The sequence below is a fragment of the Tsukamurella sp. NPDC003166 genome, from assembly GCF_040611135.1.
Lineage (GTDB): Bacteria > Actinomycetota > Actinomycetes > Mycobacteriales > Mycobacteriaceae > Tsukamurella.
This window is the reverse complement of the sequence record NZ_JBEXNL010000004.1, coordinates 59525-83646: the sequence shown is the minus strand read 5'-3', so window position 1 is coordinate 83646 and position 24122 is coordinate 59525. Positions and strand designations below refer to the sequence as shown.

Here is a 24122-nt window from a genome sequence, read left to right as displayed (position 1 = left end):
ACCGTCCCCCGCTCGGCGCCGAGTCCCCCACCAGACGCCGGATCTCCCCCACCGGGAGCCAGATCTCCCCCACCAGAAATTCACACCCCACCCAAACACCAACTCCCCCACCGGACGCCGATGCCCGACGGTGCGCGGCGCACCGTCGGGCATCGAGACCGTGAGGTCAGGCGCGGCGGCGACGCCGGGCGTGGACGGCGGCACGGGCGGCCTTGAGGCCGAACCGGCGACCGGTGACCGCATCGACCCGCGGCTCGGCGAACTCGGTACCCGCGAACATCGCCTCCGAGGCGGTCTCGGGGGCGTCGTCGGCGGTGTCGCGCAGGTACTTGTCGGGCAGCGACAGCTTGGCGATGGTCCGCCAGGACTTGTAGTACTGCACGTGCAGCGGGCCGATCGTGTACGGCAGGTCGTACTTCTCGCACAGCGCGCGCACCCGGACACCGATCTCCGAGAGCCGGTTGGACGGCAGGTCGGGGAACAGGTGGTGCTCGATCTGATAGCTCAGGTTGCCGGAGAGGAAGTCGATGACCGGGCCGCCGGACAGGTTGGCGCTGCCGAGCATCTGCCGCAGGTACCACTGCGCCTGCGTCTCGTTGTCGACGTCCTGCTTGGTGAACTTCTCGGCGCCGTCGGGGAAGTGGCCGCAGAAGATGACGGCGTTCGTCCAGACGTTCCGGATCACGTTGGCGGTGATCGTGGCGGTGAGCGCCTTGCGCCAGCCGCGCGCGCCGCCGAAGGGCACGCCGACCAGCGGAGCCGCGACGTAGTCCTTGAGCACCTGGCGGCCGATCTTGCGGCCCACGTCGGAGGCGTCGGCCTTGAAGCCCTCGCGGTCGAACCAGGACTTCTTCCACTTGGTGGCCGCGCGGCCCAGCTCGAGGTGCTGGATGGCCACGCCGTACTCGAAGAGCAGCATGAGGATGGTGTTGTAGACCAGGTTCCCCGAGTTGAACGGGGTCCACGGCTGATCGCGCGTGACGCGCAGCGTCTTGTAGCCCACGTCGTCGTCCATGTCGAGGACGTTGGTGTACTTGTGGTGCACGTAGTTGTGGGTGTGCTTCCACAAGCGCGAGGTACCCGCGTTGTCCCACTCCCACGTCGTCGAGTGGATCTCCGGATCGTTCATCCAATCCCACTGCCCGTGCATGATGTTGTGCCCGAGCTCCATGTTCTCGATGATCTTCGCCAGACCCAGCGAGACCGCCGAACCCCACCAGAAGCCGCGCTTGTGCGCACCGAGCAGCATCGCCCGGCCCGCCACCTCGAGCCCGCGCTGCGCCGCGATCGTGCGCCGCAGGTACTGCACGTCCGTCTCGCCGCGGACGGCCTCGATGTCACGCCGGATCGCATCCAGCTCCGCCCCCAGAGTCTCCACGTCGGCCTCCGTGAGGTGCGCGTACTCGGGGATGTCGGTGATCGCCATGCGGGCCCGCCCTTCAGTGGTCGGTCGGTGTCGTCTCTAACCTACGCAACCGTAAGTTACGGGCGCGTAGGCTGTCAACGGATGTGACCGAACCACAGGTCAGACGTCCCGGCCGAGGGCTAGACGTCGAGCGTGCAGTCCCCGACCGCCACCGAGATGCACGTCTGGATCCGCTCGCCCTCCGTGTGCAGGTCGCCGCTGCGCAGGTCACGGACCTGGCCGTCGGCGAGCTGCACCACGCAGGTCTGGCAGATGCCCATGCGGCAGCCGAAGGGCATCTGCACACCGGCGGCCTCACCGGCCTCCAGAAGGGTGGTGGCACCGTCGACCTCGGTGGTCCTGCCGGCCTTGAGGAAGGTGACCTCGCCGCCGCTCGCCGAGACGTCCGCACGCTCGACGGTGAACCGCTCCTGGTGCAACCGCGACTCGATGCCGCGGTCCTTCCAGGCCTTCTCCATGTCGTTCAGGAAGACGCCGGGCCCGCAGATCCAGGTCTGCCGCTCCTGCCAGTCCGGCACGACCTCGCCGAGGTTGGCGGGCGTCAGGCGACCGGCGTCGCGGGTGTAGCGCAGCTGCACGGAGACGTTGTCGTGGTTCGCATCGAAGGCCTCGAGCTCGTCGCGGAACAGCGTCGCGTCGGCGGTCGGGGCGGAGTGCACGGCCACGATGTCGGTGGACGCGGGGATGCCGCGCCGCTCCAGGGTGCGGAGCATCGCCATCACGGGCGTGATGCCGCTGCCCGCGGTGAGGAACAGGACCTTGGGCGGCAGGGGGTTCGGGAGCGTGAAGTCGCCCGACGGTGCCTGCAGCCGCACGATCGTGCCCTCGGAGACGCCCGAGACGAGGTGGTTCGACAGGAAGCCCTCGTTCATCGCCTTGACCGTGATCGACACCTCGCGCGGCCCGCGGCCCTGCCCCATGTCCGGCACAGAGGTCAGGGAGTACGAGCGCCACGTCCACTTGCCGTCGACGAGCACGCCGATACCGACGTACTGGCCGGCCTCGTACTTGGTGTTGAAGCCCCAGCCGGTCTCGATCGTGAGGGTGACCGACTCGTCCGTCTCCTGCTCGACCCGCACGATCTTGCCGCGCAGCTCGCGCGCCGACCACAGCGGGTTGATCAGGTGCAGGTAATCGTCCGGGAGCAGCGGGGTGGTCAGTCGCGCCACGGCGCCGCGCACCAGATTGGTGCGGGGGTGCTCGGCGGAAACGTCCTTGGCCGGGGATTCGAGCCAGTCACGGAGGGCGCGGAAACGGTTGCTCATGCCCTGAGCCTACGGTGCCGTAGGTAGTTGGGACAATTTCTTCCAGGTTGTCCCATCGAGGTGTGACGCGCTAGCGCTTCGACTGAGCTGCGGCGACGAAGTCCCAGTAGCCGCGCGCACCGTCGGACACGCGGAGCCGGTCCCCCGTGATCCGGACCGTGCGCTCGCCGGCGAAGGCCGCGCGGAACTGCGCGCTCGCGCCGGGCCGGATGCAGGCCCGCATCGTCGAGACCATGCCGCTGAAGGTCACCGACTCACCCCTGACCGCGGTCGTCATGCCGAAGACATTGCAGCCGTCGTTCCCGCCGCCGCCGGCGCCCTTGATGCTGAAGAAGGCCGGGGCGCCGGAGTACTTCACCGGCGCGGTCCGCGCGAAGCCGCTCGCCTCGAACCGCCACTGGGTGCCGATCAGCGGCACCGGCGCCGCAGAGGCCACCGGCACCGGAACGGCGACGCCGACCCCCACCAGGAGGGCCACCGCGAACCGGGCACCGCGCACCGTCATACCACCACGGTAACCCGGCACGTCAGCGCGGGGCCACCCCCGGCTCCAGCAACTCCAGCGGGTCGAAGGACATCGGGAACGGCACGTCCGTGCGGAACTCCTGCCCGCTCACGGCGTGGGCCACGACCCGGTACTCGCCGTCCGCCAGCTCGCCGAGCTCGACCTCGACGTCCTTGCCGTCGATCTCGACCCGGAGGAAGTAGGGGATCCGCGCGGCCGCACACAGCGCCGGCTTCTCGCATCGGTCGCGGTAGCCACTACCGGGTGACACGAAGTCCACCGGCATGAGCACCCGCTCCACCGGCACCCACGTGACCTGGCCGGCGGGCTCGCGAAGCACCACGAGGTCGGGCACGATCCAGGTTCGATCGTCGAAGAGCACGTTCAGCGGGTTGTACACGACATACCCCGCCGCCCGGGCCGGCAACCGCATCACGGCCGCCAGTTCGAGTTCTCCCCAACTGTTCGCGGCCCCCTCCACCGGACTCACAACCAGTCTCCCCCCGAGACATTCGTATCGCGCCGCGGGTGCGCCCTCGATGGGCAGATACCGTTCCGCCAGCTCCGTCGTCCACCCCCCGGCGAACTCCATGAGCGGATCGAACCCCTCGTCGTGCACTGGCGCCGCCATCGCGATCACCTCCCGGCTCCAGGCTAGAGCAGTTCGAGGAGGAAGGGCAGTTCCTGCGTCGCGTACCAGGCGAGGTCGTGATCCTCGGCGTCGCCGACGGCGAGCTCGGCGTCCTCGGCGCCCAGGTCCGCTGCGTCGACGACCTGCGCGGCGCGGGTGACGGCGTCCTCGGCGTCGGCGACGTCCACGTGCACGGCGATCACGTGTTTCAGGAGGATCGGCTCGGTCACCTTGAGCACCGCGTCGTCGAGGTCCGGGCGCTCCTTCGCGGCGGGGACGTCGGCGGTGATCACCACGCGCCGGACCGGGTCCGGTTCCGCGCCATCGGTTTCCGGCGCACCGTCGACCGCGAGCAAGCGGAGGGAGGCGCGCGCGGCGTGCCGCATGGCGACCTCGGCGAGTTCCTCGTCGTCGCCGGAGGTGTACGCCTCGCGCAACGCCGGCGTCACCCCGAAGACGGTGCCGCCCAACGGGAACAGCTCACCGTCGCGCTGCAGGACCTGCAGCCCGGCCAGGGTGCTGGGCACGTACACGCGGACCGACATCTACTCCCCCTTCGCGGATGCGGCGAGCTCGTCGCGCGCCTCGTACAGGAATTCCGTCATCGAGATCACGTCCCACATGCCGTCGCGGTCGGCGTTGAGGCCGATGTAGACCGTGCCGTTGTACGACGTGATGCCGATGGACACCACCTGATTGGCGATGAGCGGCGGCACCGGGTACACCTGCTGCACCTCGATGCCCGCCAGGTACACCGGCGCCTGCGGCCCCGGCGCGTTGGTGACCAGGATGTTGAACGAGCGCGGCGAGACGCTCATCGCCGTGCGCGCGCCGAGGGCGTGCAAGGTGGGCGGCGTGAAGCCGCCGCTCGCGGCGAGCGCCCGGGCGGCCACCTGCCGGTTCCGGTCGACCTGGGCCGCCGCGCCGTGCGCGATCTGGCGCATCCGGACCACCGCATTGCCCTCCGCGACCGGCAGCCGGACGATGTACGCCCGCACCTGCTCCCCGACGCCCAGGCCCACGTCGTCGACGGCGATCGGCTCGAGTACCCGCACCTCGGTGCCGGCGCTGATCGGCTCGCCCCGCGAGATCAGCCACGTGCGCAGGCCACCCGCGACCACCGACAGCAGCAGGTCGTTGACCGTGCAGCCGTACGCGGCGCGCAGCCGCCGGAACTCCTCGAGGTCCATCCGCGCGACCGCGAACCGCCGGCTCCGGGAGATCGGCACGTTGAGCGAGCGGACCGGTGTCACGGCGGTGCGGGCACGCACCAGCGACGACGCGCGCTCGATCACGTTGGCCGCGTCCTCCTGCAGACCGGTGATCGACTCCGCGACCTCGCCGACGACGCCCTGGATCATGGCCGCGGTGCGCTTCGGCCGCGAGAGCATGTCGATGACGGCCCCCATCACGAGTTCGCCGTCGCTCGGCTCGTGCTGGCCCATCCACAGGTCCTCGGGCGGCTGCGGGGTGTGCGGAGTGTCGGTCAGCAGCAACTGCATCAGGTCGACATTGGCGCGGCCGTCGACCAGCGCCAGGTGGGTCTTGGTGAACACCGCCAGCCGGTCGTCGGCGACGCCCTCGATGAGGTAGACCTCCCACAGCGGGCGCTCGCGGTCGAGCGGGCGCGAGTTCAGGCGGGCGACGAGGTCGTGCAGCTGATCGTCGCTGCCCGGCTGCGGCAGCGCGGAGACCCGCACGTGGTAGGTGATGTCGAAGTCGCGGTCCTCGATCCACACCGGCCGGGCGATGCCCAGCGGCACCGTCCGGACCTTCTGCCGGTACCGCGGCACCTCGGCGAGACGCTCCTCGATGGTGTCGAGCAGCCGCTCGTAGTCCAGGCCCTCCTCCGGGCGCCGCAGGATCACCAGCGACCCGACGTGCGTGGGGGTCGTGGAATTCTCCAACGCATAGAACTCCGCGTCGGACTGGCCGAGCCTGCCCTTCACTGCACCTCCCCAGGGTCGATCTTCGGCGCCAGCATACGGGATCGGCGGGGACGAGCCCGTTCGAGTACGAGGGATCCGAACGGCTTCCTGATGCGTCTAATGAGTATGGGGGCGAACATTCTCACGGCCGACGGGACCGGGTCCCGCGCGCCGTCGTCGAGGGACCAGGGTTTCGTCGTGCTGCGCGCGCCGTCCGCCGAGCCGCCGGCGCAGCCGCTGACGCGGACGCGGGCCGCACCGGCCGCACCGCCGGTCCCGGCACCGTCGAGGCCCGGACCGCCCGCGCCGACGTCCCTGCCCGGCCCGGTGGCCGCCGTCCACCCCGACGCGCACCGGTTCGTGCTGTCGACGCTGCGCCCCGTCTTCGAGGTGCTCGACCGACGGCGGCCCGCCAAGCACCTGGCCGCGATCGCGTCGAACACCGTCGTCGACGTGCTCCGCACGCTCGCCGATCACGGTCCGGCGGGGGTCGTGTCCGGCTGGGGCGACGTGCACGTCGGCACGCCCCGGGCGCTCGCACCGCGCACCCGCTCGCGCGCCGGCGATGCCGATGTGGGCGCCGAGATCTTCCTCACCTACAGCCGCGGGGACCGCGTCCTCGCGGCCGCGGGCAGGGTCGAGGCAACGGCCGGACGGTGGCGGTGGGTCGCGTTCACGACCGCGGCGTGAGCACCGCCGGGGTTGATTCCGCCAATCGCGGACGCCCGGGCCCGCGGAGCGGTACACAATGGGGCATGTCGCTGAGTTCCCTGCGCGCCGCGTTCCGGTACCGAGTCGCCCGCCACCTCCTGATCGGCCCCGCCCTCTGGGCCTGGGGCCGCCCCGAATACACCGGGCTGGAGAACATTCCGCGTACCGGGCCGGTGATTCTGGCTGCCAACCACCTCGCGATCTCGGACTCGTTCTACGTGGTCCAGAGCGCCCGGCGCCCGGTGATGTTCCTGGCCAAGGCCGACTACTTCACCCAACCCGGGCTCAAGGGGAAGTTCAAGAAGGTCTTCTTCTCCGGCATGGGGCAGATCCCCGTCGACCGGCGCGGCGGCTCCGTGTCCGCGCCCGCGCTCGAAGCGGCAACCGGGATCGTCGAGGGCGGCGGCGCGTGGGGCATCCATCCCGAGGGCACCCGCTCCCCCGACGGACGCCTGTACAAGGGCAAGACCGGCGCCGTGCGCGTCGCGCTGGCCACCGGCACGCCGATCGTGCCCATCGCGCTGGGCCGCACGGATCACCGCACGCTGAAGAACTTCTGGAAGAGCCGGGTCACCGTCGACGTGCTGCCGCCGCTCGACCTCAGCGACGCGAGCGTCGACGATCAGGAGTCGATCCGCCGCGCCACCGATCGGATGATGGACGCGATCGGCGCCCGCACCGGCCAGGACAGGGTGCCCGAGTACGCGAAGAAGGGCGGGGCGTAACCGTCTCCCGCAGGACAGAGATCGGCCCCCGCATCCCGGATGCGGGGGCCGATCTCTGTCCGTCGCTGTTACCGGCGGTGCTTCGCCCGAGCGCTCGACGCCTTCTGCGCGGCCCTGTCGGCCTCGCGCTTGGCGGCACGACGCTCGGAGCGCGTGCCCTGCGGCTCGTCGGCGCTCTGCGAGATCTCCGTGAGGTCGCCCGACTCGGAGGGGCCGGAGAGCGTGATCTTCTCCGGATCCGGCTCGGCGAGGGCCTTGCTCAGCGCGATCGCGGCGTCGTCGTCCGCGGACGGGGCGGCAGCGCCCTCCTCGGGCTGCTGGACCTGCACCTTGAACAGGGTCGAGACCGACTCCTCCTTGAGCCCCTCGAGCATGCCGTTGAACATGTCGAAGCCCTCGCGCTGGTACTCGACCACCGGATCGCGCTGGGCGATCTGGCGCAGGCCGATGCCCTCCTTGAGGTAGTCCATCTCGTAGAGGTGCTCGCGCCACTTCTGGTCCAGCACCGTCAGCAGCACGGACCGCTCGACCTGTCGCATCGTGCCCTCGCCGGCGGCCTTCTCGATGCTCTCCTGGTGCGCGTCGTAGGCGCTGTGAATGTCCTTGAGCAGGATGTTCTTGAGCTCGGCGCTGGTGATCTCGTCACGGTCGCCGTTCTCGTCCTCGCCGACGACCTGCTTCCAGTCGAGGCCGATCGGGTACAGCGTGCGCATCGCCGTCCACAGTTCCTCGAGGTCCCAGTCCTCGACGTAGCCGGTGGCGGTGGCGCCGTCGACGTAGGCGGAGACGACGTCGTCGGTCATGTGGTTGACCTGGTCGAACAGGTCCTCGCCGCGGAGGATCTTGCGGCGCTCGTCGTAGATGACCTTGCGCTGCTCGTTCTGCACGTCGTCGTACTTGAGCACGTTCTTGCGGATCTCGAAGTTCTGCTGCTCGACCTGCGTCTGCGCGCTGCGGATCGCGCGGGAGACGAACTTGTTGTCGATCGGCACGTCGTCGGGCAGGTTGACGCGGTTCATCCACGCCTCGATCTGCGCGCCGTTGAAGCGCCGCATCAGTTCGTCACCCAGCGACAGGTAGAACCGGGACTCGCCCGGGTCGCCCTGGCGGCCGGAGCGTCCGCGCAGCTGATTGTCGATGCGCCGCGACTCGTGCCGCTCGGTGCCGAGAACGTAGAGGCCGCCGGCCTCGCGCACGTCGTCGGCCGCCGCCTTGGACTCCTTCTTGATCTTCTCGATCGTCTCCTCCCAGGCGGCCTCGTACTCCTCGGCGGTCTCGACCGGGTCCAGGCCGCGCTCGCGCAGCGCGAGGTCGGCGAGGATGTCCGGGTTGCCGCCGAGCACGACGTCGGTTCCGCGTCCGGCCATGTTGGTGGCCACCGTCACCGCGCCGGGCGTGCCGGCCTTGGCGATGATCGCCGCCTCCTGCTCGTGGAACTTGGCGTTGAGGACCGTGTGCGGGATCTTCTGGCGCTCGAGCTGACGCGAGAGGTACTCGGACCGCTCGACCGAGGTGGTGCCGATGAGCACGGGCTGGCCGGCCTCGTGCCGCTCGGCGATGTCCTCGACGATGGCGGCGAACTTCGCCTCCTCCGTCTTGTAGATGAGGTCCGTCTGGTCCTTGCGGATCATCGGCTTGTTCGTGGGGATCGGAATGACGCCCAGCTTGTAGATCTGGTGCAGCTCGGCGGCCTCGGTCTCGGCCGTACCGGTCATGCCCGCGAGCTTGTCGTAGAGACGGAAGTAGTTCTGCAGCGTGATCGTCGCCAGGGTCTGGTTCTCCGCCTGGATCTCGACGTTCTCCTTCGCCTCCAGGGCCTGGTGCATGCCCTCGTTGAAGCGGCGACCCGCGAGCACGCGGCCGGTGAACTCGTCGACGATGAGGACCTCACCCGACCGGACGATGTAGTCCTTGTCGCGCTCGTACAGTTCCTTGGCCTTGATCGCGTTGTTGAGGTAGCTGACGAGCAGCGAGTTCGCCGAGTCGTACAGGTTCTCGATGCCCAGCTGGTCCTCGACCAGCTCGACGCCGGCCTCGTTCACGCCGATCGTCTTCTTCCGGATGTCCACCTCGTAGTGGACGTCCTTCTCCATCAGCGGCACGATGCGCGAGAACTCCGTGTACCACTTGCTCGACCCGTCGGCCGGGCCGGAGATGATGAGCGGCGTGCGGGCCTCGTCGATGAGGATCGAGTCCACCTCGTCGACGATGGCGTAGTGGTGGCCGCGCTGGACCAGCTCCTCCTCGCTGTGCGCCATGTTGTCGCGCAGGTAGTCGAAGCCGAACTCGTTGTTGGTGCCGTAGGTGATGTCCGCGGCGTACGCCACGCGGCGGCGGTCCGGGTCCTGCCCGGCCAGGATGCAGTCCACCTCGAGCCCGAGGAAGCGGTGCACGCGGCCCATCCAGTCCGCGTCGCGCTTGGCGAGGTAGTCGTTCGTCGTGACCAGGTGCACGCCGTCACCGGTGAGCGCGTTGGCGTAGGCCGCCATGACCGAGGTCAGGGTCTTGCCCTCGCCGGTCTTCATCTCGGCGATGTCGCCCTGGTGCAGCGCGCCCGCGCCCATGATCTGCACGTGGTAGGGCTTCTGCCCGAGCACGCGCCAGGCCGCCTCGCGGGCCGTCGCGAAGGCCTCGGGGAGGATGTCGTCGAGGGTCTCGCCCTTCTCCAGCCGCTTCTTGAACAGTTCGGTCTTGGCCTGGAGCTTCTCGTCGGAGAGCGCCTCGTACTCGTCGTTCAGGCTCTCCACGTAGGAGGCCAGGCCGTCGAGCCGCTTGACCATCCGGCCTTCGCCGAACCGCAGCACCTTGGAGAGAACCACTGAGCAACCTCTATCCGTTACTTGTCACGTAATGACGCACACACACACGAATCCCGGCCGCGTCACCGCGACCGGGATCCATGGTAGGCGAAACGTCAGGTCAGGCGGAGGAGGCCGTAGTCGAAGGCCTTCCGGCGGTACACCACGGACGGCCGCTCGGTCTCCTTGTCGAAGAACAGGAAGAAGTCGTGACCGACCAGTTCCATCTGCGAGAGCGCGTCATCGACCGTCATCGGAGTGCCCGGATGATCCTTGATGCGCACCACCTGACCGGGCAGGTGGTCCTCGACCAGATGGGCGTACGGGTCGCCGTCGGACTCGTCGACCGGCGCGTCGGGAAGGGCCGACGGTGCCGTGGCCTCCGAGACCGACAGCGGGGTCCGGTTGCCGTAATGCACCTTCTTGCGGTCCGACGCCTTGCGCAGCCTGCTCTGCAGCCGGGTCAGCGCCGTCTCGAACGCGCCGTAGAAGTTCTCGGCAGCCGCCTCGGCCCGGGCTACGCCGCCCTTGCCGCGGACGGTGAGCTCCAACCGCTGGCAGGCCTTGGACTGCCGCGGATTCGGCTCGTGGAACAGGTTCACCTCGAACATCGTGATCGTCGAGCGGAACTTCTCGAGCCGGGCCAGCTTGTCTTCCAGGTAGACGCGGAAGTGCTCGGGCACCTCCACGTTGCGGCCGTCGATGGCCACGGGGGCGTTGGGCGTGAGGAACTCCTTGTCGCGCTCGTCGGCCACGTGGCCGGGTTCGCGGAAGGGGTCGACCTCGACGTTGGGGGTCGCGTGGGCGCGATTCGTGTCGCGCGGGGACAGAAGGGTCATGTGGAACCTTTCATGCGGGCCCACAGCCTCTACGCTCGGCCGGATCACTACTCCGGCGCGTGGTCAGATGCGTGACTGCAGGCTCAGATTCGAACGCCGGGCGGACTGCCGGGCGCCTGGGAAGTGCGACATCACCTCCTGGATCTCGGACCGGAAAGGTACCCCCGAAGATAGCCCGCGTTCTCCCTTCCCGCCAGGATTTGGTCGCTGTGAGTTCACTGGCGCGTCACCCTGCGGCCGGCGTGCGCCCGACCGCGCCGCCGGACGCCGCGGAGGTTCGGCAGCACGCTGCCGTTGTTCGCGGACGCTGCCGACCACTGGCAGCGCTCGCAGGTTTCGGCAGCGCGCTGCCGAAACCTCCGCGCGGGGATCACGTGGTCGCCGGGCTCACCCCTTTCGATGAACAGCGGGATGCCCGGGGAACGACGGAGCGCACGATCCGGCACCCCAAGTGATGTAGCCGTACATCATGGGCCATCGCACGCAGATCACCCTGGAGAACGCGCAGTACGAGCGTCTCCTCGCGGAGTCGCGGGCGTCGGGGCTCGGGCTCGCCGAACTGGTCCGCCGCGCAGTCGATCGGACCCCTCTCACACAGCAGCGCAGTACGGTCACGCCGCGGCGAGGGTGATCGCGGCGGCGACGGTGACGCCCCGTCGGGCCAGGACGGCGACGGACTCGGCCAGGGTGGCCCCGGTGGTCACCACGTCGTCGACCAGGACGACGGTGCCGTCGGCCGGCAGCGCGCGCACCCGCACGGTCCCGCGGACGTTCGCCGCACGGGCGGCGGCGCCGAGGCCGACGGACTCCGCGGCCCCGACGGACCGCAGGACGGGCGACACCGTCATCGCCCGGACGGGAGCGGCCGTGCGGGCGGCGGCCCGGCACACCGCGGTCACCACATCACCGCCGCGGCGCCGCGCCGCCCACGCCGTCGTCGGTGCCGGGACCAGGACCAGCGGCGCACCGTCGAGCTCGCCCCACGCCCCCAGGCGGAGCAGCGCGTGCGCGAGCCCCCGGCCCAGCGGCACGACGAGATCACCCCGGCCGCGCTCCTTGAGCTGCAGGACCGCGCGGCGCCGCGCACCGTCGTACCGGCCCAGCGTCCAGACGGGCACCCCGGCCGGCGCCGTGGTGCGGATCAGGGCCGGGACGTCGTGCAAGGCCGCCTCGCAGCGGCCGCACCAGCGCACCCGGGGCGCGCCGCAGCCGCCGCAGGTGCGGGGCACCGCCAGCTCGACCAGGTCGTCCACGCCGCCGAGCACGCCGCGCACCGCCCGCCCGACGCGCATCGCTCCCCCGCTCCCGGCGCGACTACCCCGGCAGTACCGGGTTCGCCCGGCCCCCCGCCAGACGGTCCACCTGGCTCCAGTATTGCGCGTCGGTGCCCTGCGCGACGCCGATCTCCCACACGCCGGACGAGTCCGTGGCGTACACCGTGGAGCTGGACGCGGCGACACTGGTCACCGGCGGCGAGAGGTTGCGGCTCGGCAGCGGCGTCGCGTCGCCGATGTCGTAGTGCACGACCAACACCGGCGAATCCGAGGTGTTGCGACCGACCACGAACTGATCGCCGGACTGCCAGTCGATCGACAGGGCCGCCGGCTCCCGGTCGGTGATCACCGACTGCAGGTGGGTGATCCGCGTCTGCCCGGTCGGCGCCGTCAGCACGACGCCGACCAGCGCGCGACCGCCGACCACGAGCGCCACGCGGACGCCGTCGCGCGAGAGCCGCAGCTCCGTGATCGGCCCCGGCGCGGCCGCCGCCACCTCGGCGGAGTCCACGTCGGAGGTCGACACCTCGCCCGTCGTCTGGTCCTGCCGGAGCTTGACCACCCGCGCGCCGTCGAGGACCGTCCACACGCCGGTGTCGTCCGGCGTCCAGGACGGCCGCGTCATCGAGCCCTGAGCGGTGAGCACCTGGGTCGGCACCCCGCCGTAGGGCCCCAGCACCAGCGAGGTACCGGGCCCGCCGCGCGCGCCCGAGTCCAGCACAGCAGCCACCTGCCGCCCCGAGCTCGACAGGCCGACCGACCGGATGGAGGTGCTCGCACCCAGCGGCCCGGCGACCGGCGTCACCTGCGTACCCGACACCTTGACGAACCGTCCGTCGAGCACACCGTGCAGGCCGACGGCGAGATCCGAGGACGCGTTCGGGCTGAGCGACGCCACGTCGTTGGGGTTCCAGCCCGCCTGGTGCCGCTCGTCGAGGGCGGAGCCGTCGACGGTGATCACGTACGGGCCCTGCACGTCGGCGCCGGAGAGCGACCACACGACCTGGCCGGCGACGAGCCTCGCGACATCCGGCTCGACGCGCGGCAGGCCCGTGAAGTCGACGTGGACGCCGGCGAAGCCGACGCCGGGGTCGCGTTGATCGCCCTGCGCGTCGGTGACCGCGCCGCGCACGGCCGCGGTGGCGCCGAACGGGTTGAGCACCGCGTCCTTCAGACTCGCGCGGGGTCCCCGGACCAGGAGCATGAGCAGGTCCGCGGCGAGCTTGGGCCGCGGGCTGGCCAGCCACCGCGCGTCGGGCACCAGGGTCCGGCCCGTCGGATCGGGGAAGTACAGCAGGTGACGCCGGTACACCGAGCGGAACTGCGTCGTGTCGATGACCAGCATCGGGGTTTCCCCGACGGAGCTGAGGCCCTGGATGCGCCACTGCCCGTCGACCTGCACCAGCTGGACGTTCTGCGTGATGGACTGCGTGGTCGGCTCCAGGGTGCCGTCGGCGCCGAAGAAACCGGTCGCCTGCGCCCGGATCGTCGCCTTGATGAGATTCGCGGACCGCTCGCCCGGCAGCACGTCGATGTCCTTGACCACGACGGCCTGCTTGGGCACCTGCCAGTTGCCCGCGCCGTTCTGCACCAGGAACTTCCGCGACGCGGCGTAGTTGCCGTCGGCCACCGCGTTGGCCTTGAGGAAATCCCGGACGATCGTCTCGGGCTGCGCATCACGCCGCGGCCCAAGGTCGCGGTCGGGGGCGGTGGTCCCGCCGCCCAGGTCGCCGATCACCCGGGGGTTCGTCGAGTCCGGAATGTTGCTGCACCCGGTGAGCAGCAGCAGCCCCGCGAGCGCGACCGCGAGCAGCCTACGCATCATCGGAGGTCCCCTCCGTACCGCCGGCGCGCCGCATCGTCGACTTGAGCGGCAGCGGGCTCACCGTCACCTTGCCGCCGCGCGCACGGGGCAGGGTCAGCCGGAAGCAGGACCCGCTGCCGGGTTCGCCCCACGCCTCGAGCCGCCCGCTGTGCAGGCGCGCGTCCTCGATGCTGATCGCCAGGCCCAGGCCCGTCCCGCCGGAGCGGCGCACCCGCGAGGGGTCCGAGCGCCAGAACCGGTTGAACACGAGCTTCTCCTCCCCGGGCCGCAGGCCCACGCCGTAATCGCGGACGGTGACGGCCACGGCATCGTCGTCGGCGCGCATGGTGAGGATCACGGGCTTGCCCTCGCTGTGGTCGATCGCATTGGCCAGCAGGTTGCGCAGCACCCGCTCGACGCGGCGCGTATCGGCCTCGACGATGACGGGATCGTCCGGCATGTCGAGGATCAGCTCGGTGTCCGACTGCTCGGCGAGGTGCCGGACGGTGGCCATGGCCGAGGCGATCGGCACCTCGATGTCGATCTGCTCGGCGTGCAGCTCGGCGACGCCGGCGTCGTGCCGGGAGATCTCGAGCAGCTCGGCGAGCAGGGTCTCGAAGCGGTCCAGCTCCTTCTGCATCAGCTCGGTGGTGCGGCGCAGGCCGGGATCCAGATCGTCGGCGGAGTCGGCGATCATGTCGGCCGCCATGCGCACCGTGGTCAGCGGCGTCCGCAGCTCGTGCGAGACATCGGAGGTGAACTGGCGCTGGAGGTTGCCGAACTCCTCGAGTTGGTTGATCTGCTTGGACAGCGACTCGGCCATGTCGTTGAAGCTCATCGCGAGCCGGGCGATGTCGTCCTCGCCGCGCACGGGCATGCGTTCCTTGAGCCGCCCCTCCGCGAACCGCACCGCGATCCGCGCGGCCGACCGGACGGGCAGAACCACCTGCCGCGCGACCAGCAGGCTGACGGCGGCGAGCAGCACCAGCAGCACGCCGCCGCCCGTGTACAGCGTGCCCTGCATGAGCGTGAGGGTGGTCTCCTCCTGCGTCAGCGGGAAGACCAGGTACAGCTCCAACCCCTGGATCGCGGACTGCACCGGCGTGCCGATCACCAGCACCTTGCCGTACCGGCCCGTGGCGTCGGTCACCGTCGCGTGTTGGTAGGCGGTCTGTCCGCTGCGGACGAAGGTCTGGAGGGTCTGCGGGACCTCGGCCTCGTTCCCCGACACCGTGGGCGGCCGGCCCGCGCCGTGCGGCACGATGAGGATCGGGTCGTAGTTACCGGACCGCGCGGCCGTCGGCCCCACGTCCAGGCCCTGGCTGACCAGGGTCGACCGGACGCTGCGCAGTAGCGATTCCACGCCCTCGGTGCTCGGCCCGCTGCTTCCGAGCGTGACCTCCAGGGTCTGTTTGACCCGGGCCGTCTCCTCCTTGCCGGCGGTCAGCTTGGCGTCGATGAGCTGCTTGGCGATCTGCGAGGTGAGCACGAAACCCAGCAGCAGCAGCACGGTCAGGCTGAGCACCAGCGTCTGCGTCACCACGCGCAACTGCAGCGACCGCCGCCACACCCGACCGGCGTAAGACAGGCCCAGGGCCGCGTACCGCGCACCGTCGCGCAGCACGACGGCGGGGTCCGAACGGACCGCGTGCACCGCCTCTCGCAGCCAGTCCGCCAGCCGGGCCGCTCCGGCCCGCGCGTTCACGATCGGCGGGGCCCCGTCACGCCGGACCCGCCTTGTAGCCGACCCCGCGCAGCGTGAGCACGATCTCCGGGTTCTCCGGGTCCTTCTCGATCTTGGCCCGCAGGCGCTGGATGTGGACGTTCACCAGGCGCGTGTCCGCGGGGTGGCGATAGCCCCACACCTGCTCGAGCAGCACGTCGCGGGTGAACACCTGGCGCGGCTTGCGGGCCATCGTGACCAGCAGGTCGAACTCCGTGGGCGTCAGCGCGATCACCTCGCCGTCGCGGGTGACCTTGTGGGCCGGGACGTCGATGATGACATTGCCGATGGCCAGCAGCTCGCTCGGCTCGTCGTCCGTGCGGCGCAGCCGCGCGCGCACCCGCGCGACGAGCTCCTTCGGCTTGAAGGGCTTGATCACGTAGTCGTCCGCGCCCGACTCCAGGCCGAGCACCACGTCGACGGTGTCCGCCTTCGCCGTGAGCATCACGATCGGGACGCTCGAGTCGGCGCGCAGCACGCGACACACGTCGATGCCGTTCATGCCGGGCAGCATGAGGTCGAGCAGGACCAGGTCCGGGCGGAACTCGCGCGCCGCGCTGAGCGCCTGCGTGCCGTCGCCCACCACGGTCGAGTCGAAGCCCTCGTTGCGCAGGACGATGGTGAGCATCTCCGCCAGCGCGGGATCGTCGTCGATCACCAGGATGCGGGGTTTCATGGATCCATACTGTCACCTCGCGCGGCGTGTCCGGTTCTGCGACACCGACCACCGGTGAATACGATCGGCGGCCATGGGACGACTCGTTGCGATCGAGGGCCTCGACGGTGCCGGGAAGAACACGCTCACCCGCGCGGTCACGGAGCGCCTCACGGCGCGCGGCCTGACAGTGGCCGCGCTCGCCTTCCCCCGCTACGGCACGCAGTTCGCCGACCTCGCGGCGGAGGCGCTGCGCGGCGGCAACGGCGACGTCGCCGAGTCCGTGTACGGCATGGGCCTCCTCTTCGCCTTCGACCGGCAGGCCGCGGCGCCGGACATCCGCGCCGCACTCGACCGGCACGACGTGGTGCTGCTCGACCGGTACGCCGCCTCCTCGGCCGCCTACAGCGCGGCCCGCCTGCACGAGGGCGCCGACGGTGCCGTGGCCGAGTGGGTCCGCGAGACCGAGTTCGGCCGGTTCGGCCTGCCCGTCCCGGACCTGCAGGTGTACCTGGACGTGGGGGTGGCCCTCGCCGCGGAACGGGCCGAGTGGCGGGAGAAGAGCGACGCCACTCGCGCGCGGGACGCCTACGAGACGGACGCGGGCCTGCAGACCCGCACCGGCGCCGTCTACACCGGCCTCGCCGAGTCCGCGTGGGTATCGCCGTGGCGGATCCACGGCGCGCACGACGCCCCGGGGCTGCTCGCCGACGCGATCGCGGCGCTTTCCTGAAGAACAGGTCTGTTATTCACGCAAGTCCCACCCGCACCGGTACTACGGCGCAGTACCGTGCGACACGCAACTGACTCGTCAGTAACCGGAAGGGGCAACCGTGCGGATCCTCGGGGCCGGCGCCGCTGCGGGCGCCGCAGCGCTGCTGCTGGGCGTCGCCGGCGCGGACGCGGCGTCGATCCACTCCCCAGCCCCGGCGCGCACCACCGGGCCCGAGCTCGTCGCCCAGGCCGCGATCGGCATCGCGGACCTGCGCCCGCCCGCACCGTCGGACGCGCCGACCGCGCCCGCGCCGCGGCACGTCCCCATCCCCCCGCGTCCCGAGGCGGTCAAGGTCGCGCCCGGCCCGCTGGGTATCCCCGGCGCCGCGTACGCGGCCTACCAGGCCGCGGCCGACCGGATGGCCCTCGAAGCGCCCGCTTGCGGCATCGAGTGGAGCCTCGTCGCGGCGATCGGCCGGATCGAATCGGGGCACGCGGACGGCGGCAACGTCGACGCCGCCGGGCGCACCCTCACCCCCATCGAGGGCCCGGTCCTCGACGGCACGCTCGCGGGCAACGCGGTGGTGCGCGACGGCGCCGGGTACGCCCGCGCGCTCGGCCCGATGCAGTTCCTCTCGACCACCTGGGCACTGTTCGGCGGCGACAACTCCGGCGACGGCAGGGCCGACGTCGACAACGTGCGCGACGCCGCGTACGGCGCCGCGCGCTACCTCTGCTCCAGCGCGTCCGGCCTGCAGTCGCAGGCGCAGCAGCGGGTCGCGGTGTTCGCCTACAACCAGTCGAACTCGTATGTCGACAACGTCGTGGCCTGGGCGAAGGCGTACAAGGACCGCGCGATCCCCGTGGGCGGCATCCCCGACATGACGGCGCCCGTCGCCCCGCCCAAGGAACTGCCCAAGCCACTGCCACCCGGCCAGGTGGTGATCGTCGGGTGCGGTACCCCCGACGGTGCCGTGCGCCCCTCGGGCGCCCGCCCGTCGACCCCGTCCGCCAAGCCCACGCCCTCGCCGCCGGTCACGCGCTCCGCGAAGCCCTCGGGACCGGCGGCACCGTCGTCCGCGGCACTCGGGGCCGGCGGTAAGCCGCTCCCCACCGTCGTCGACTGCCCGGGCCCGGTGCCGAGCCCGCCCGGCGCACCGTCGTCGGGCCCGGCCATGCCCACGACGCCCGCCCCGATCGGCCCCGGCGGGGCGCTGGCGATCGCGCCGAGCGGACCGGCGACCGGCGCGTCGACGGCGGCACCGGCTCCCTCCTCGGTCCGTCCGGCGGCGCCGTCCGCGCGCCCCGCGCCGTCATCCCGGCCGGCCGCACCGTCGTCCTCGCCGACGGTGCCGCGTCCCCCGCGCTGAGGCGGATTTCCGCGGCCCGGGCCTGCGGATACGATGGAGGACGTTATGAGTGCGGTTACCGAAGAGAAGATCCGGTCGGCCCTGGCCACCGTGAACGACCCCGAGATCGGCAAGCCGATCACCGATCTGGGGATGGTGAAGTCGGTCGCGGTGCAGGCCGACTCGTCGGTGGACGTCGAGGTGTACCTGACCACCTCCGCCTGCCCCATGCGGACGCAGATCGTGGACCGCGTGCGGACGGCCGTCGCGGACGTGCCCGGCACCGGCGACGTGCGCGTCGAGCTGGACGTGATGAACGACGAGCAGCGCGCGGAACTGCGCAAGACGGTGCGCGGCGACAAGGCCGAGCCCGTGATCCCGTTCGCCCAGCCCGGCTCGCTGACCCGCGTGTACGCGGTCGCGTCGGGCAAGGGCGGCGTGGGCAAGAGCTCCGTGACGGTGAACCTCGCGGCGTCGCTGGCCGCCCGCGGACTGTCCGTGGGCGTGCTCGACGCCGACATCTACGGCCACTCCGTGCCGCGCATGATGGGTACGGACGCGCGGCCCACCCAGGTCGACTCGATGATCATGCCGCCGCAGGCGCACGGCGTGAAGGTGATCTCGGTGGCCATGTTCACCACCGGCAACACTCCGGTCGTGTGGCGCGGGCCGATGCTGCACCGCGCGCTGCAGCAGTTCCTCGCCGACGTCTTCTGGGGCGATCTCGACGTGCTGCTGCTCGACCTGCCGCCCGGCACCGGCGACGTCGCGATCTCCATCGCGCAGCTCATCCCCGGCGCCGAGATCCTGGTGGTCACGACCCCGCAGACCGCGGCGGCCGAGGTCGCCGAGCGGGCCGGCGCCATCGCACTGCAGACCCGCCAGCGCGTGGCCGGCGTCATCGAGAACATGGCCGGGCTGACGCTGCCCGACGGTTCGGTGCTCGACGTCTTCGGATCCGGCGGCGGCGAGCAGGTCGCCGCGCGGCTCACCCGGGCCGTGGGCGCCGACGTGCCGCTGCTCGGTCAGATCCCGCTGGATCCGCAGCTGCGCGAGGCCGGCGACGCGGGAACGCCCGTGGTGCTCTCCGCGCCCGACTCCCCCACCGGCGCCGCGCTGCGCGGCATCGCCGACAAGCTGGCCGTCCGCAAGCGCGGCCTGGCCGGCATGTCGCTGGGCATCGACACCACCCGCCACCTGTAGTCGCGCCACCTGCGGCGCGGTTTCGGCAGCGCGCTGCCGATGTTCGCGAGCGCTGCCGTCGATCGGCAGCGTGCACCGGTTTCGGCCGCGCGCTGCCGAAACCTCCGCGGAACGGATCATGCGCTCGCGACGATCACGCCGCCGCGGGTGAGAGCGGGCAGCAGGAGTCGACGAAGTCCGCCGGTCGTGTTCAGCACGCGCCAGCGCCACCGGACCACCTCGATCCCGGCGGCTGCGAACAGTTCGTGCCGGCGCTTCTCCTCGGCGAGCGCGGCATCGATCTCCTCCGGTTCGTCCCCGTACTTCGACCGGCCGTCGAACTCGCCGGTCACCGCGCCCCAGTCGAAGTCCGCGAAGAAGAGTTCCTCTTCGAGGACGAACGGAGTCTGCAGCCGGGGCGTCGGCAGTCGCGCGCTGAGGATCTGCATGCGGGACAAGGACTCGCCGGGGGATCCACTGCAGGTGACCGACAGCCCGAGCGATTCACGAGCGATGGCCGCGCCCCTGCAGTGGGCCAAGTATCCGAGGCATTGCTCCAGCTCCGCGAGGGGAATCGGTTCCGGATCATCCGGCGTCGGGTACCGCGGCACGAAGCGGACCGCGTCGAACGCGCACACCCCGCGCTCGAGTCCACCCGACATCGCCGTATCCACCGCTGTGCGGCACCGCGAGGTGACCCGCACACCGTCGAGGACCGTGATCTGACCGGCGGGCAGTGGGCGGGCGTGCACGTGCTGCGCGCGCCGCTTCCAACCGCCGCTCTTGCGGTCGATCGTGAAGTGCACGTACTCGCGGTCGGGGCGTAGGAACGGGATGCCGTGCAGAACCGCGGCGCTCTCGTGGCTGACGACGGCGTCGCAGGTCAGCGCCGCCGCGAGAATCCGGTCGCGATCCCTGACCCACCGGGGTGCATCGGAGTCCCGGACACCGTAGACGCCGTGTGCGAGCCGCGTCAGCTCCTCGTCCTTCGCACGAGCTATCCGCGCGTCGCTCCATCCCATCGCCCTGAGCTGCTGTCTGGTCCACATCTCCCCCATGCGCTCAGTGAACCCCACCCGCGGCGACCGGGAACGCCGGCGAGGGCGTTCATCCACAGGTTCGCGGCTTTCCACAGGCGAGCCATGATTCCTCGCGGTGTGGCATCAACACGCTGCCGAAAACCTCACTGGCGCTGCCGATCCTCGCCAACGCTGCCGAGGACTGGCGGCGCTGAAGAACTTCGGCAGCACGCTGCCGAACCCTCTACTACGTGGCGTCGGGATCGAACGGCGGTCGCTCCTCCGGGGGCAACGGCTTGTGCATCCGCGGCATCGTCGGGACCGGCCCGGCGGGCACCTCGAGCGGTGCCGACACCGCGGCGGATGGGCCGGCACCGTCGACCACCTTGCGGAGGTTGAGCGAGTCGGCGGTGGAGCGCACCTGGTCGGTCATCTCGCGGATGACGGTGTCGTCGCCGTTCAGGAGGTGCTTGGTGACGATGGCGGTGGGCGTCATCCCACGCAGGTTCTGGATCTGCTGGAGGGGCTCGCGGATCGCGTCGAAATCGCCGCCCATCTCGTCCTTGAGCTGCTGCGTGGCGCCGGTGGCGTAGTCGCGCACCTGCCGCAGGGCCGTGAAGAACCAGTTGACCGCCCCGGGAAGCCGCTCCGGCCCCAGGATCACCAGACCCACGACGACCAGCATGAGGATCTCCCCCATGCCGAGATTGCTGAACACCCCGCCATGCTACGGGAAGCTCAGGACCACGCGCACGGCGCAGCCGACTCAGCTCAGCGGTTCGGGCGTCACCTTGATCGGGACCTGACGGCCGTCCCGGGCCACCGTCACCGTCGTCTCCTTGCCCACGCCGACGGCGCGGATCGCGACGATGAGGTCCGCGGACTCGGCGACCTCCGTGTCGCCGACCTTGGTGATGACATCGCCCTCGCGGATGCCGGCCTTGTCGGCGGCGCCGCCCTTCTTGACGTTCTCGACGCGCACACCGGTCGCGGTGTCGTTGCTGACCTCACGGCCGTTGACGCCGAGGTCCGCGTGCACCACCTTGTCGCCCCGGATGATCGCCTCGGCGATCGGGAAGGCCACGTTGGAGGCGATGGCGAAGTTCAGGCCGATCGACCCACCGCCGGGCGCGAGCCCGAGGGTGTTGACGCCGATCACGCGGCCCTTGAGGTCGAGCAGCGGACCACCGGAGTTGCCGGGGTTGATCGACGCGTCGGTCTGCACGGAATCGAAGGCCGCGGGCGGGTTGGGCCCATCGGCGGGCCCCTGGACCGGACGATGCGTCGCGGACACCACGCCGGAGGTGACGGTGCGCCGCAACCCCAGCGGGGAACCGATCGCCACGACCTGCTGGCCGGGCAGCAGCTGCCCCGAGTCGCCGCGCGAGATCTGCTGCAGGCCGTTGACGGCGACCTTGATCACCGCGACGTCGGTGTTCGGGTCGGTGCCCACGAGCTGCGCGGGCGTGCGGGTGCCGTTCCAGAACACGACCTCGATCTTGGCGTCCTTGTTCGTGGCCGCCGTCTCGATGACGTGGTTGTTGGTCATGATGTAGCCGCGCTCGGCGTTGATCACCGAGCCGGACCCGGTCTCGCCGGTGGTGCGGGTGCGCACCTCGATAGTGACGACGCTGGGTCCGACCTTCGAGACCATGTCGGCGATGGCGCCCTGGTCGGTGACCTTCGTGTCGTCGACGGGGAGCGTGACCCGGGAATCGGTCAGCTTCTGGATCGTGGTGCCGGTGATCCGGCCGATGGCACCACCCAGCAGGCCGATGACCAGGGCGATCACCCCGAGTACCACGAGCGCTCGGACGGACACGCGCCGACCGAAGAGCACGTCGCGCACGCCGAGGCGCTCCGGGTCGGGTTGCGGGACCGCCTGCGGCGGGGCCTCGACGCCCGGCTCGCCCAGCGCGGCGAGCGACTCGGTGTCGCGCCACGGGTCGGCGGGCTCGGGTTCGGGCTCCGCGGCGAGCGGGCCGGCGTACGGGTCGCGCTGCAGGGCATCGGGGCTACCGGCGGGGCGGGAGAACGCCTCGGTGAGCACGGGGTCGGGCGCCGCGGCCCGCGGCTGCGGGCGGCCGTCGACGGCGCGGCGCACCGCGTCGGGCGCGAAGGCACCGGCAACCCCGTCGGGCCGACCGAAGACCACCTGTTCGCCCTCCGAGACCGAGGGACGGTGCGTGGGGCGCGGCTCCAGCCGGGGACGCTGGGCGTCGGAATCGGACGTCACGAGTCGAATCTACCGAGCGTTCCGCCGCCGACCGCGCTTGTTGCGCGCGTCGCGTCGCGATGACTCGGGCTGGAACGTGGGGAAGCCCTCGAACGGGGCACCGTGGCACTCGGTGGGGATCTGCGCGAGCTGGCCCAGCAACCGGTGCGGGACGGTGATCTCGCCGGACTCGCGGAGCGCGGCACGGACCTGCCGCTGCGCGTCCACCTCCGAGGCGCACACGGGGCACTCCGCGATGTGCGTTCCGGCACGCAGGTGCGCATTCATGCGGAGCTCACCGTCGACGTAGGCGACGACGGCCTCGTACGCCAGGTGCTCCGTGGACGAGAACTCGCCGGGGCGGCGGGCGAACGCGCGCTTGAAACTGCCACTGAGGTGCTCCACGCCGCTCCCCTCCTCTACTCCGGCCGACCGGCCTACCGCCACAGTACCTGCACTCACGGGTTCACCGGATCGAGTCCGTTCGGCGGTTCCCGACGGTGCCGTGCCGGGCACTCAGTACGCGAGCGCCGCGCTGCTGGTCAGGCCCTGATTGGCCAGTGCCTCGCGGATGGACTTGCGGCCGCGATGGATGCGCGAGCGCACCGTGCCGAGCTTCACACCCAGGGTGGTCGCGACCTCTTCGTAGCTCAGGCCCTCGATGTCCGCGAGCACGACGGCGGCGCGGAACTCCGGCGCCAGAGCGTCCAGCGCGGTCTGCAGCTGCGGGCCGAGGTTGGCGTCCGCGTAGATCTGCCCGGGGTCCGGGTCGGACGACGGCACGCGCTCGTAGTCCTCCGGCAGCGCCTCCATGCGGATGCGGTTGCGGCGGCGGACCATGTCGAGGAAGAGGTTCGTCGTGATGCGGTGGAGCCAGCCCTCGAAGGTGCCCGCCTCGTAGTTCTGCAGGCTGCGGAACACCCGGATGAAGGTCTCCTGTGTGAGATCCTCCGCGTCCTGCGCGTTGCCGGAGAGACGGTAGGCCAGGCGGTACACCCGGTCGGCGTGTTCGCGGACGAGCTCGTCCCAGGAGGGCATGTCGGAGCGATCGCCGGACGCGTCGAACGCGGCCGTGCCCGCGGCCTGCGCGGCACCCTCATCGTCGAACGTGGCGTACGCAGCCTGGGGCTGCGACTCCTGCCGGGGTCCGGCCTTGCGGGCCAGGGCCATGCGCTCCTCCTCGTGCCGCCGCCGAACGCGGGGCTGTTCACCTGACAGAACTCCCGAGGCGACCGTTTTGTTCCCCACGATCGCCAATCTCGCGGCGGGAGTTCTTCACTGACCGATACCTTTCCCTGCCGCCTTGTGGGGGTGCTGATTCCTCCCTGAGCGTTGGCTGTGCATGCATCGCCTTAGCTA

General features: G+C 71.0%; 22 protein-coding genes. 5 read left to right on the top strand and 17 right to left on the bottom strand.

Features of this window, described 5'->3' with window-relative positions:
- Positions 1–166: 166 nt before the first annotated feature.
- The 6 genes from ABZX10_RS06340 to ABZX10_RS06315 form a co-directional block, all read right to left on the bottom strand.
- Entirely contained in the window at positions 167–1426 is a 1260-nt protein-coding gene (locus tag ABZX10_RS06340; RefSeq protein ID WP_355535965.1) for a fatty acid desaturase, read from the bottom strand.
- A gap of 119 nt (positions 1427–1545) precedes the next feature.
- Positions 1546–2691: a ferredoxin reductase gene (locus ABZX10_RS06335; RefSeq protein ID WP_355535962.1), complete on the bottom strand. Its 1146-nt coding sequence runs from the start codon at positions 2689–2691 to the stop codon at positions 1546–1548.
- 70 nt (positions 2692–2761) lie between these two features.
- Positions 2762–3196: an META domain-containing protein gene (locus ABZX10_RS06330; protein WP_355535959.1), complete on the bottom strand. Its 435-nt coding sequence runs from the start codon at positions 3194–3196 to the stop codon at positions 2762–2764.
- 22 nt (positions 3197–3218) lie between these two features.
- Positions 3219–3827 (bottom strand): Uma2 family endonuclease, encoded by a 609-nt coding sequence (locus ABZX10_RS06325; RefSeq protein WP_355535956.1) that lies wholly within the window; start codon positions 3825–3827, stop codon positions 3219–3221.
- Between the two features lie 23 nt (positions 3828–3850).
- Entirely contained in the window at positions 3851–4372 is a 522-nt protein-coding gene (locus tag ABZX10_RS06320) for a hypothetical protein (RefSeq protein WP_355535953.1), read from the bottom strand.
- Entirely contained in the window at positions 4373–5776 is a 1404-nt protein-coding gene (locus ABZX10_RS06315; protein WP_355535950.1) for a wax ester/triacylglycerol synthase family O-acyltransferase, read from the bottom strand.
- 105 nt (positions 5777–5881) lie between these two features.
- Between ABZX10_RS06315 and ABZX10_RS06310 the strand changes: the two genes are divergently transcribed.
- Positions 5882–6445 (top strand): Rv3235 family protein, encoded by a 564-nt coding sequence (locus ABZX10_RS06310; RefSeq protein ID WP_355535947.1) that lies wholly within the window; start codon positions 5882–5884, stop codon positions 6443–6445.
- Positions 6446–6510: 65 nt separating this feature from the next.
- Positions 6511–7191: a lysophospholipid acyltransferase family protein gene (locus ABZX10_RS06305; RefSeq protein ID WP_355535944.1), complete on the top strand. Its 681-nt coding sequence runs from the start codon at positions 6511–6513 to the stop codon at positions 7189–7191.
- 68 nt (positions 7192–7259) lie between these two features.
- On the opposite strand, the gene secA is transcribed toward ABZX10_RS06305, so the two are convergent.
- The 6 genes from secA to mtrA all read right to left on the bottom strand — a co-directional run bounded on the left by secA (position 7260) and on the right by mtrA (position 16305).
- Positions 7260–10010, bottom strand: a complete 2751-nt coding sequence (secA, locus tag ABZX10_RS06300; RefSeq protein WP_355535941.1) for a preprotein translocase subunit SecA — start codon at positions 10008–10010, stop codon at positions 7260–7262.
- Positions 10011–10105: 95 nt separating this feature from the next.
- Positions 10106–10828, bottom strand: a complete 723-nt coding sequence (raiA, locus tag ABZX10_RS06295; RefSeq protein WP_355535938.1) for a ribosome-associated translation inhibitor RaiA — start codon at positions 10826–10828, stop codon at positions 10106–10108.
- A gap of 611 nt (positions 10829–11439) precedes the next feature.
- The gene (locus ABZX10_RS06290; RefSeq protein WP_355535935.1) at positions 11440–12120 is read right to left on the bottom strand and encodes a phosphoribosyltransferase family protein; all 681 of its coding nucleotides are present in this window, start codon (positions 12118–12120) and stop codon (positions 11440–11442) included.
- Between the two features lie 22 nt (positions 12121–12142).
- Entirely contained in the window at positions 12143–13927 is a 1785-nt protein-coding gene (lpqB, locus tag ABZX10_RS06285; RefSeq protein WP_355535932.1) for an MtrAB system accessory lipoprotein LpqB, read from the bottom strand.
- Complete coding sequence (mtrB, locus tag ABZX10_RS06280; protein ID WP_355536662.1) at positions 13917–15530, bottom strand: MtrAB system histidine kinase MtrB; 1614 nt, start codon at positions 15528–15530, stop codon at positions 13917–13919. The genes lpqB and mtrB overlap by 11 nt, the downstream gene beginning before the upstream one ends.
- 97 nt (positions 15531–15627) lie before the next feature.
- Positions 15628–16305 (bottom strand): MtrAB system response regulator MtrA, encoded by a 678-nt coding sequence (mtrA, locus tag ABZX10_RS06275; protein ID WP_355535929.1) that lies wholly within the window; start codon positions 16303–16305, stop codon positions 15628–15630.
- A gap of 73 nt (positions 16306–16378) precedes the next feature.
- Here mtrA and ABZX10_RS06270 point away from each other — a divergent pair, with 73 nt between their 5' ends.
- From ABZX10_RS06270 to ABZX10_RS06260, 3 genes are all read left to right on the top strand, one after another.
- Positions 16379–17017 carry a dTMP kinase gene (locus tag ABZX10_RS06270; RefSeq protein WP_355535925.1) on the top strand — a complete coding sequence of 213 codons (639 nt, stop codon included), beginning with the start codon at positions 16379–16381 and terminating at the stop codon, positions 17015–17017.
- Positions 17018–17117: 100 nt separating this feature from the next.
- Positions 17118–18368 carry a hypothetical protein gene (locus tag ABZX10_RS06265; protein ID WP_355535922.1) on the top strand — a complete coding sequence of 417 codons (1251 nt, stop codon included), beginning with the start codon at positions 17118–17120 and terminating at the stop codon, positions 18366–18368.
- Positions 18369–18413: 45 nt separating this feature from the next.
- Positions 18414–19550 carry an Mrp/NBP35 family ATP-binding protein gene (locus tag ABZX10_RS06260; RefSeq protein ID WP_355535919.1) on the top strand — a complete coding sequence of 379 codons (1137 nt, stop codon included), beginning with the start codon at positions 18414–18416 and terminating at the stop codon, positions 19548–19550.
- A gap of 116 nt (positions 19551–19666) precedes the next feature.
- On the opposite strand, the gene ABZX10_RS06255 is transcribed toward ABZX10_RS06260, so the two are convergent.
- From ABZX10_RS06255 to sigE, 5 genes are all read right to left on the bottom strand, one after another.
- Positions 19667–20587, bottom strand: a complete 921-nt coding sequence (locus tag ABZX10_RS06255) for a type IV toxin-antitoxin system AbiEi family antitoxin domain-containing protein (protein WP_355535916.1) — start codon at positions 20585–20587, stop codon at positions 19667–19669.
- Between the two features lie 208 nt (positions 20588–20795).
- Positions 20796–21266, bottom strand: coding sequence for a Sec-independent protein translocase protein TatB (gene tatB, locus ABZX10_RS06250; protein ID WP_355535913.1), 471 nt, complete (start codon positions 21264–21266; stop codon positions 20796–20798).
- Between the two features lie 48 nt (positions 21267–21314).
- On the bottom strand, positions 21315–22784 hold the full coding sequence (locus ABZX10_RS06245; protein WP_355535911.1) for a trypsin-like peptidase domain-containing protein: 1470 nt from the start codon (positions 22782–22784) through the stop codon (positions 21315–21317).
- 9 nt (positions 22785–22793) lie between these two features.
- Complete coding sequence (locus ABZX10_RS06240) at positions 22794–23168, bottom strand: hypothetical protein (RefSeq protein ID WP_068743762.1); 375 nt, start codon at positions 23166–23168, stop codon at positions 22794–22796.
- A gap of 111 nt (positions 23169–23279) precedes the next feature.
- Positions 23280–24020, bottom strand: a complete 741-nt coding sequence (sigE, locus tag ABZX10_RS06235) for an RNA polymerase sigma factor SigE (RefSeq protein ID WP_355535906.1) — start codon at positions 24018–24020, stop codon at positions 23280–23282.
- Positions 24021–24122: the final 102 nt, after the last annotated feature.

Bases quoted from the DNA above. Each gene is read 5' to 3' on its own strand.
- ABZX10_RS06290 (WP_355535935.1), bottom strand. From the start codon at position 12,120: ATGCGCGTCGGGCGGGCGGTGCGCGGCGTGCTCGGCGGCGTGGACGAC.
- ABZX10_RS06340 (WP_355535965.1), bottom strand. From the start codon at position 1,426: ATGGCGATCACCGACATCCCCGAGTACGCGCACCTCACGGAGGCCGAC.
- ABZX10_RS06330 (WP_355535959.1), bottom strand. From the start codon at position 3,196: ATGACGGTGCGCGGTGCCCGGTTCGCGGTGGCCCTCCTGGTGGGGGTC.
- ABZX10_RS06305 (WP_355535944.1), top strand. From the start codon at position 6,511: ATGTCGCTGAGTTCCCTGCGCGCCGCGTTCCGGTACCGAGTCGCCCGC.
- ABZX10_RS06255 (WP_355535916.1), bottom strand. From the start codon at position 20,587: ATGGGGGAGATGTGGACCAGACAGCAGCTCAGGGCGATGGGATGGAGC.
- mtrA (WP_355535929.1), bottom strand. From the start codon at position 16,305: ATGAAACCCCGCATCCTGGTGATCGACGACGATCCCGCGCTGGCGGAG.
- ABZX10_RS06320 (WP_355535953.1), bottom strand. From the start codon at position 4,372: ATGTCGGTCCGCGTGTACGTGCCCAGCACCCTGGCCGGGCTGCAGGTC.
- ABZX10_RS06325 (WP_355535956.1), bottom strand. From the start codon at position 3,827: ATGGCGGCGCCAGTGCACGACGAGGGGTTCGATCCGCTCATGGAGTTC.
- ABZX10_RS06335 (WP_355535962.1), bottom strand. From the start codon at position 2,691: ATGAGCAACCGTTTCCGCGCCCTCCGTGACTGGCTCGAATCCCCGGCC.
- ABZX10_RS06270 (WP_355535925.1), top strand. From the start codon at position 16,379: ATGGGACGACTCGTTGCGATCGAGGGCCTCGACGGTGCCGGGAAGAAC.
- raiA (WP_355535938.1), bottom strand. From the start codon at position 10,828: ATGACCCTTCTGTCCCCGCGCGACACGAATCGCGCCCACGCGACCCCC.
- ABZX10_RS06260 (WP_355535919.1), top strand. From the start codon at position 18,414: ATGAGTGCGGTTACCGAAGAGAAGATCCGGTCGGCCCTGGCCACCGTG.
- ABZX10_RS06310 (WP_355535947.1), top strand. From the start codon at position 5,882: ATGGGGGCGAACATTCTCACGGCCGACGGGACCGGGTCCCGCGCGCCG.
- lpqB (WP_355535932.1), bottom strand. From the start codon at position 13,927: ATGATGCGTAGGCTGCTCGCGGTCGCGCTCGCGGGGCTGCTGCTGCTC.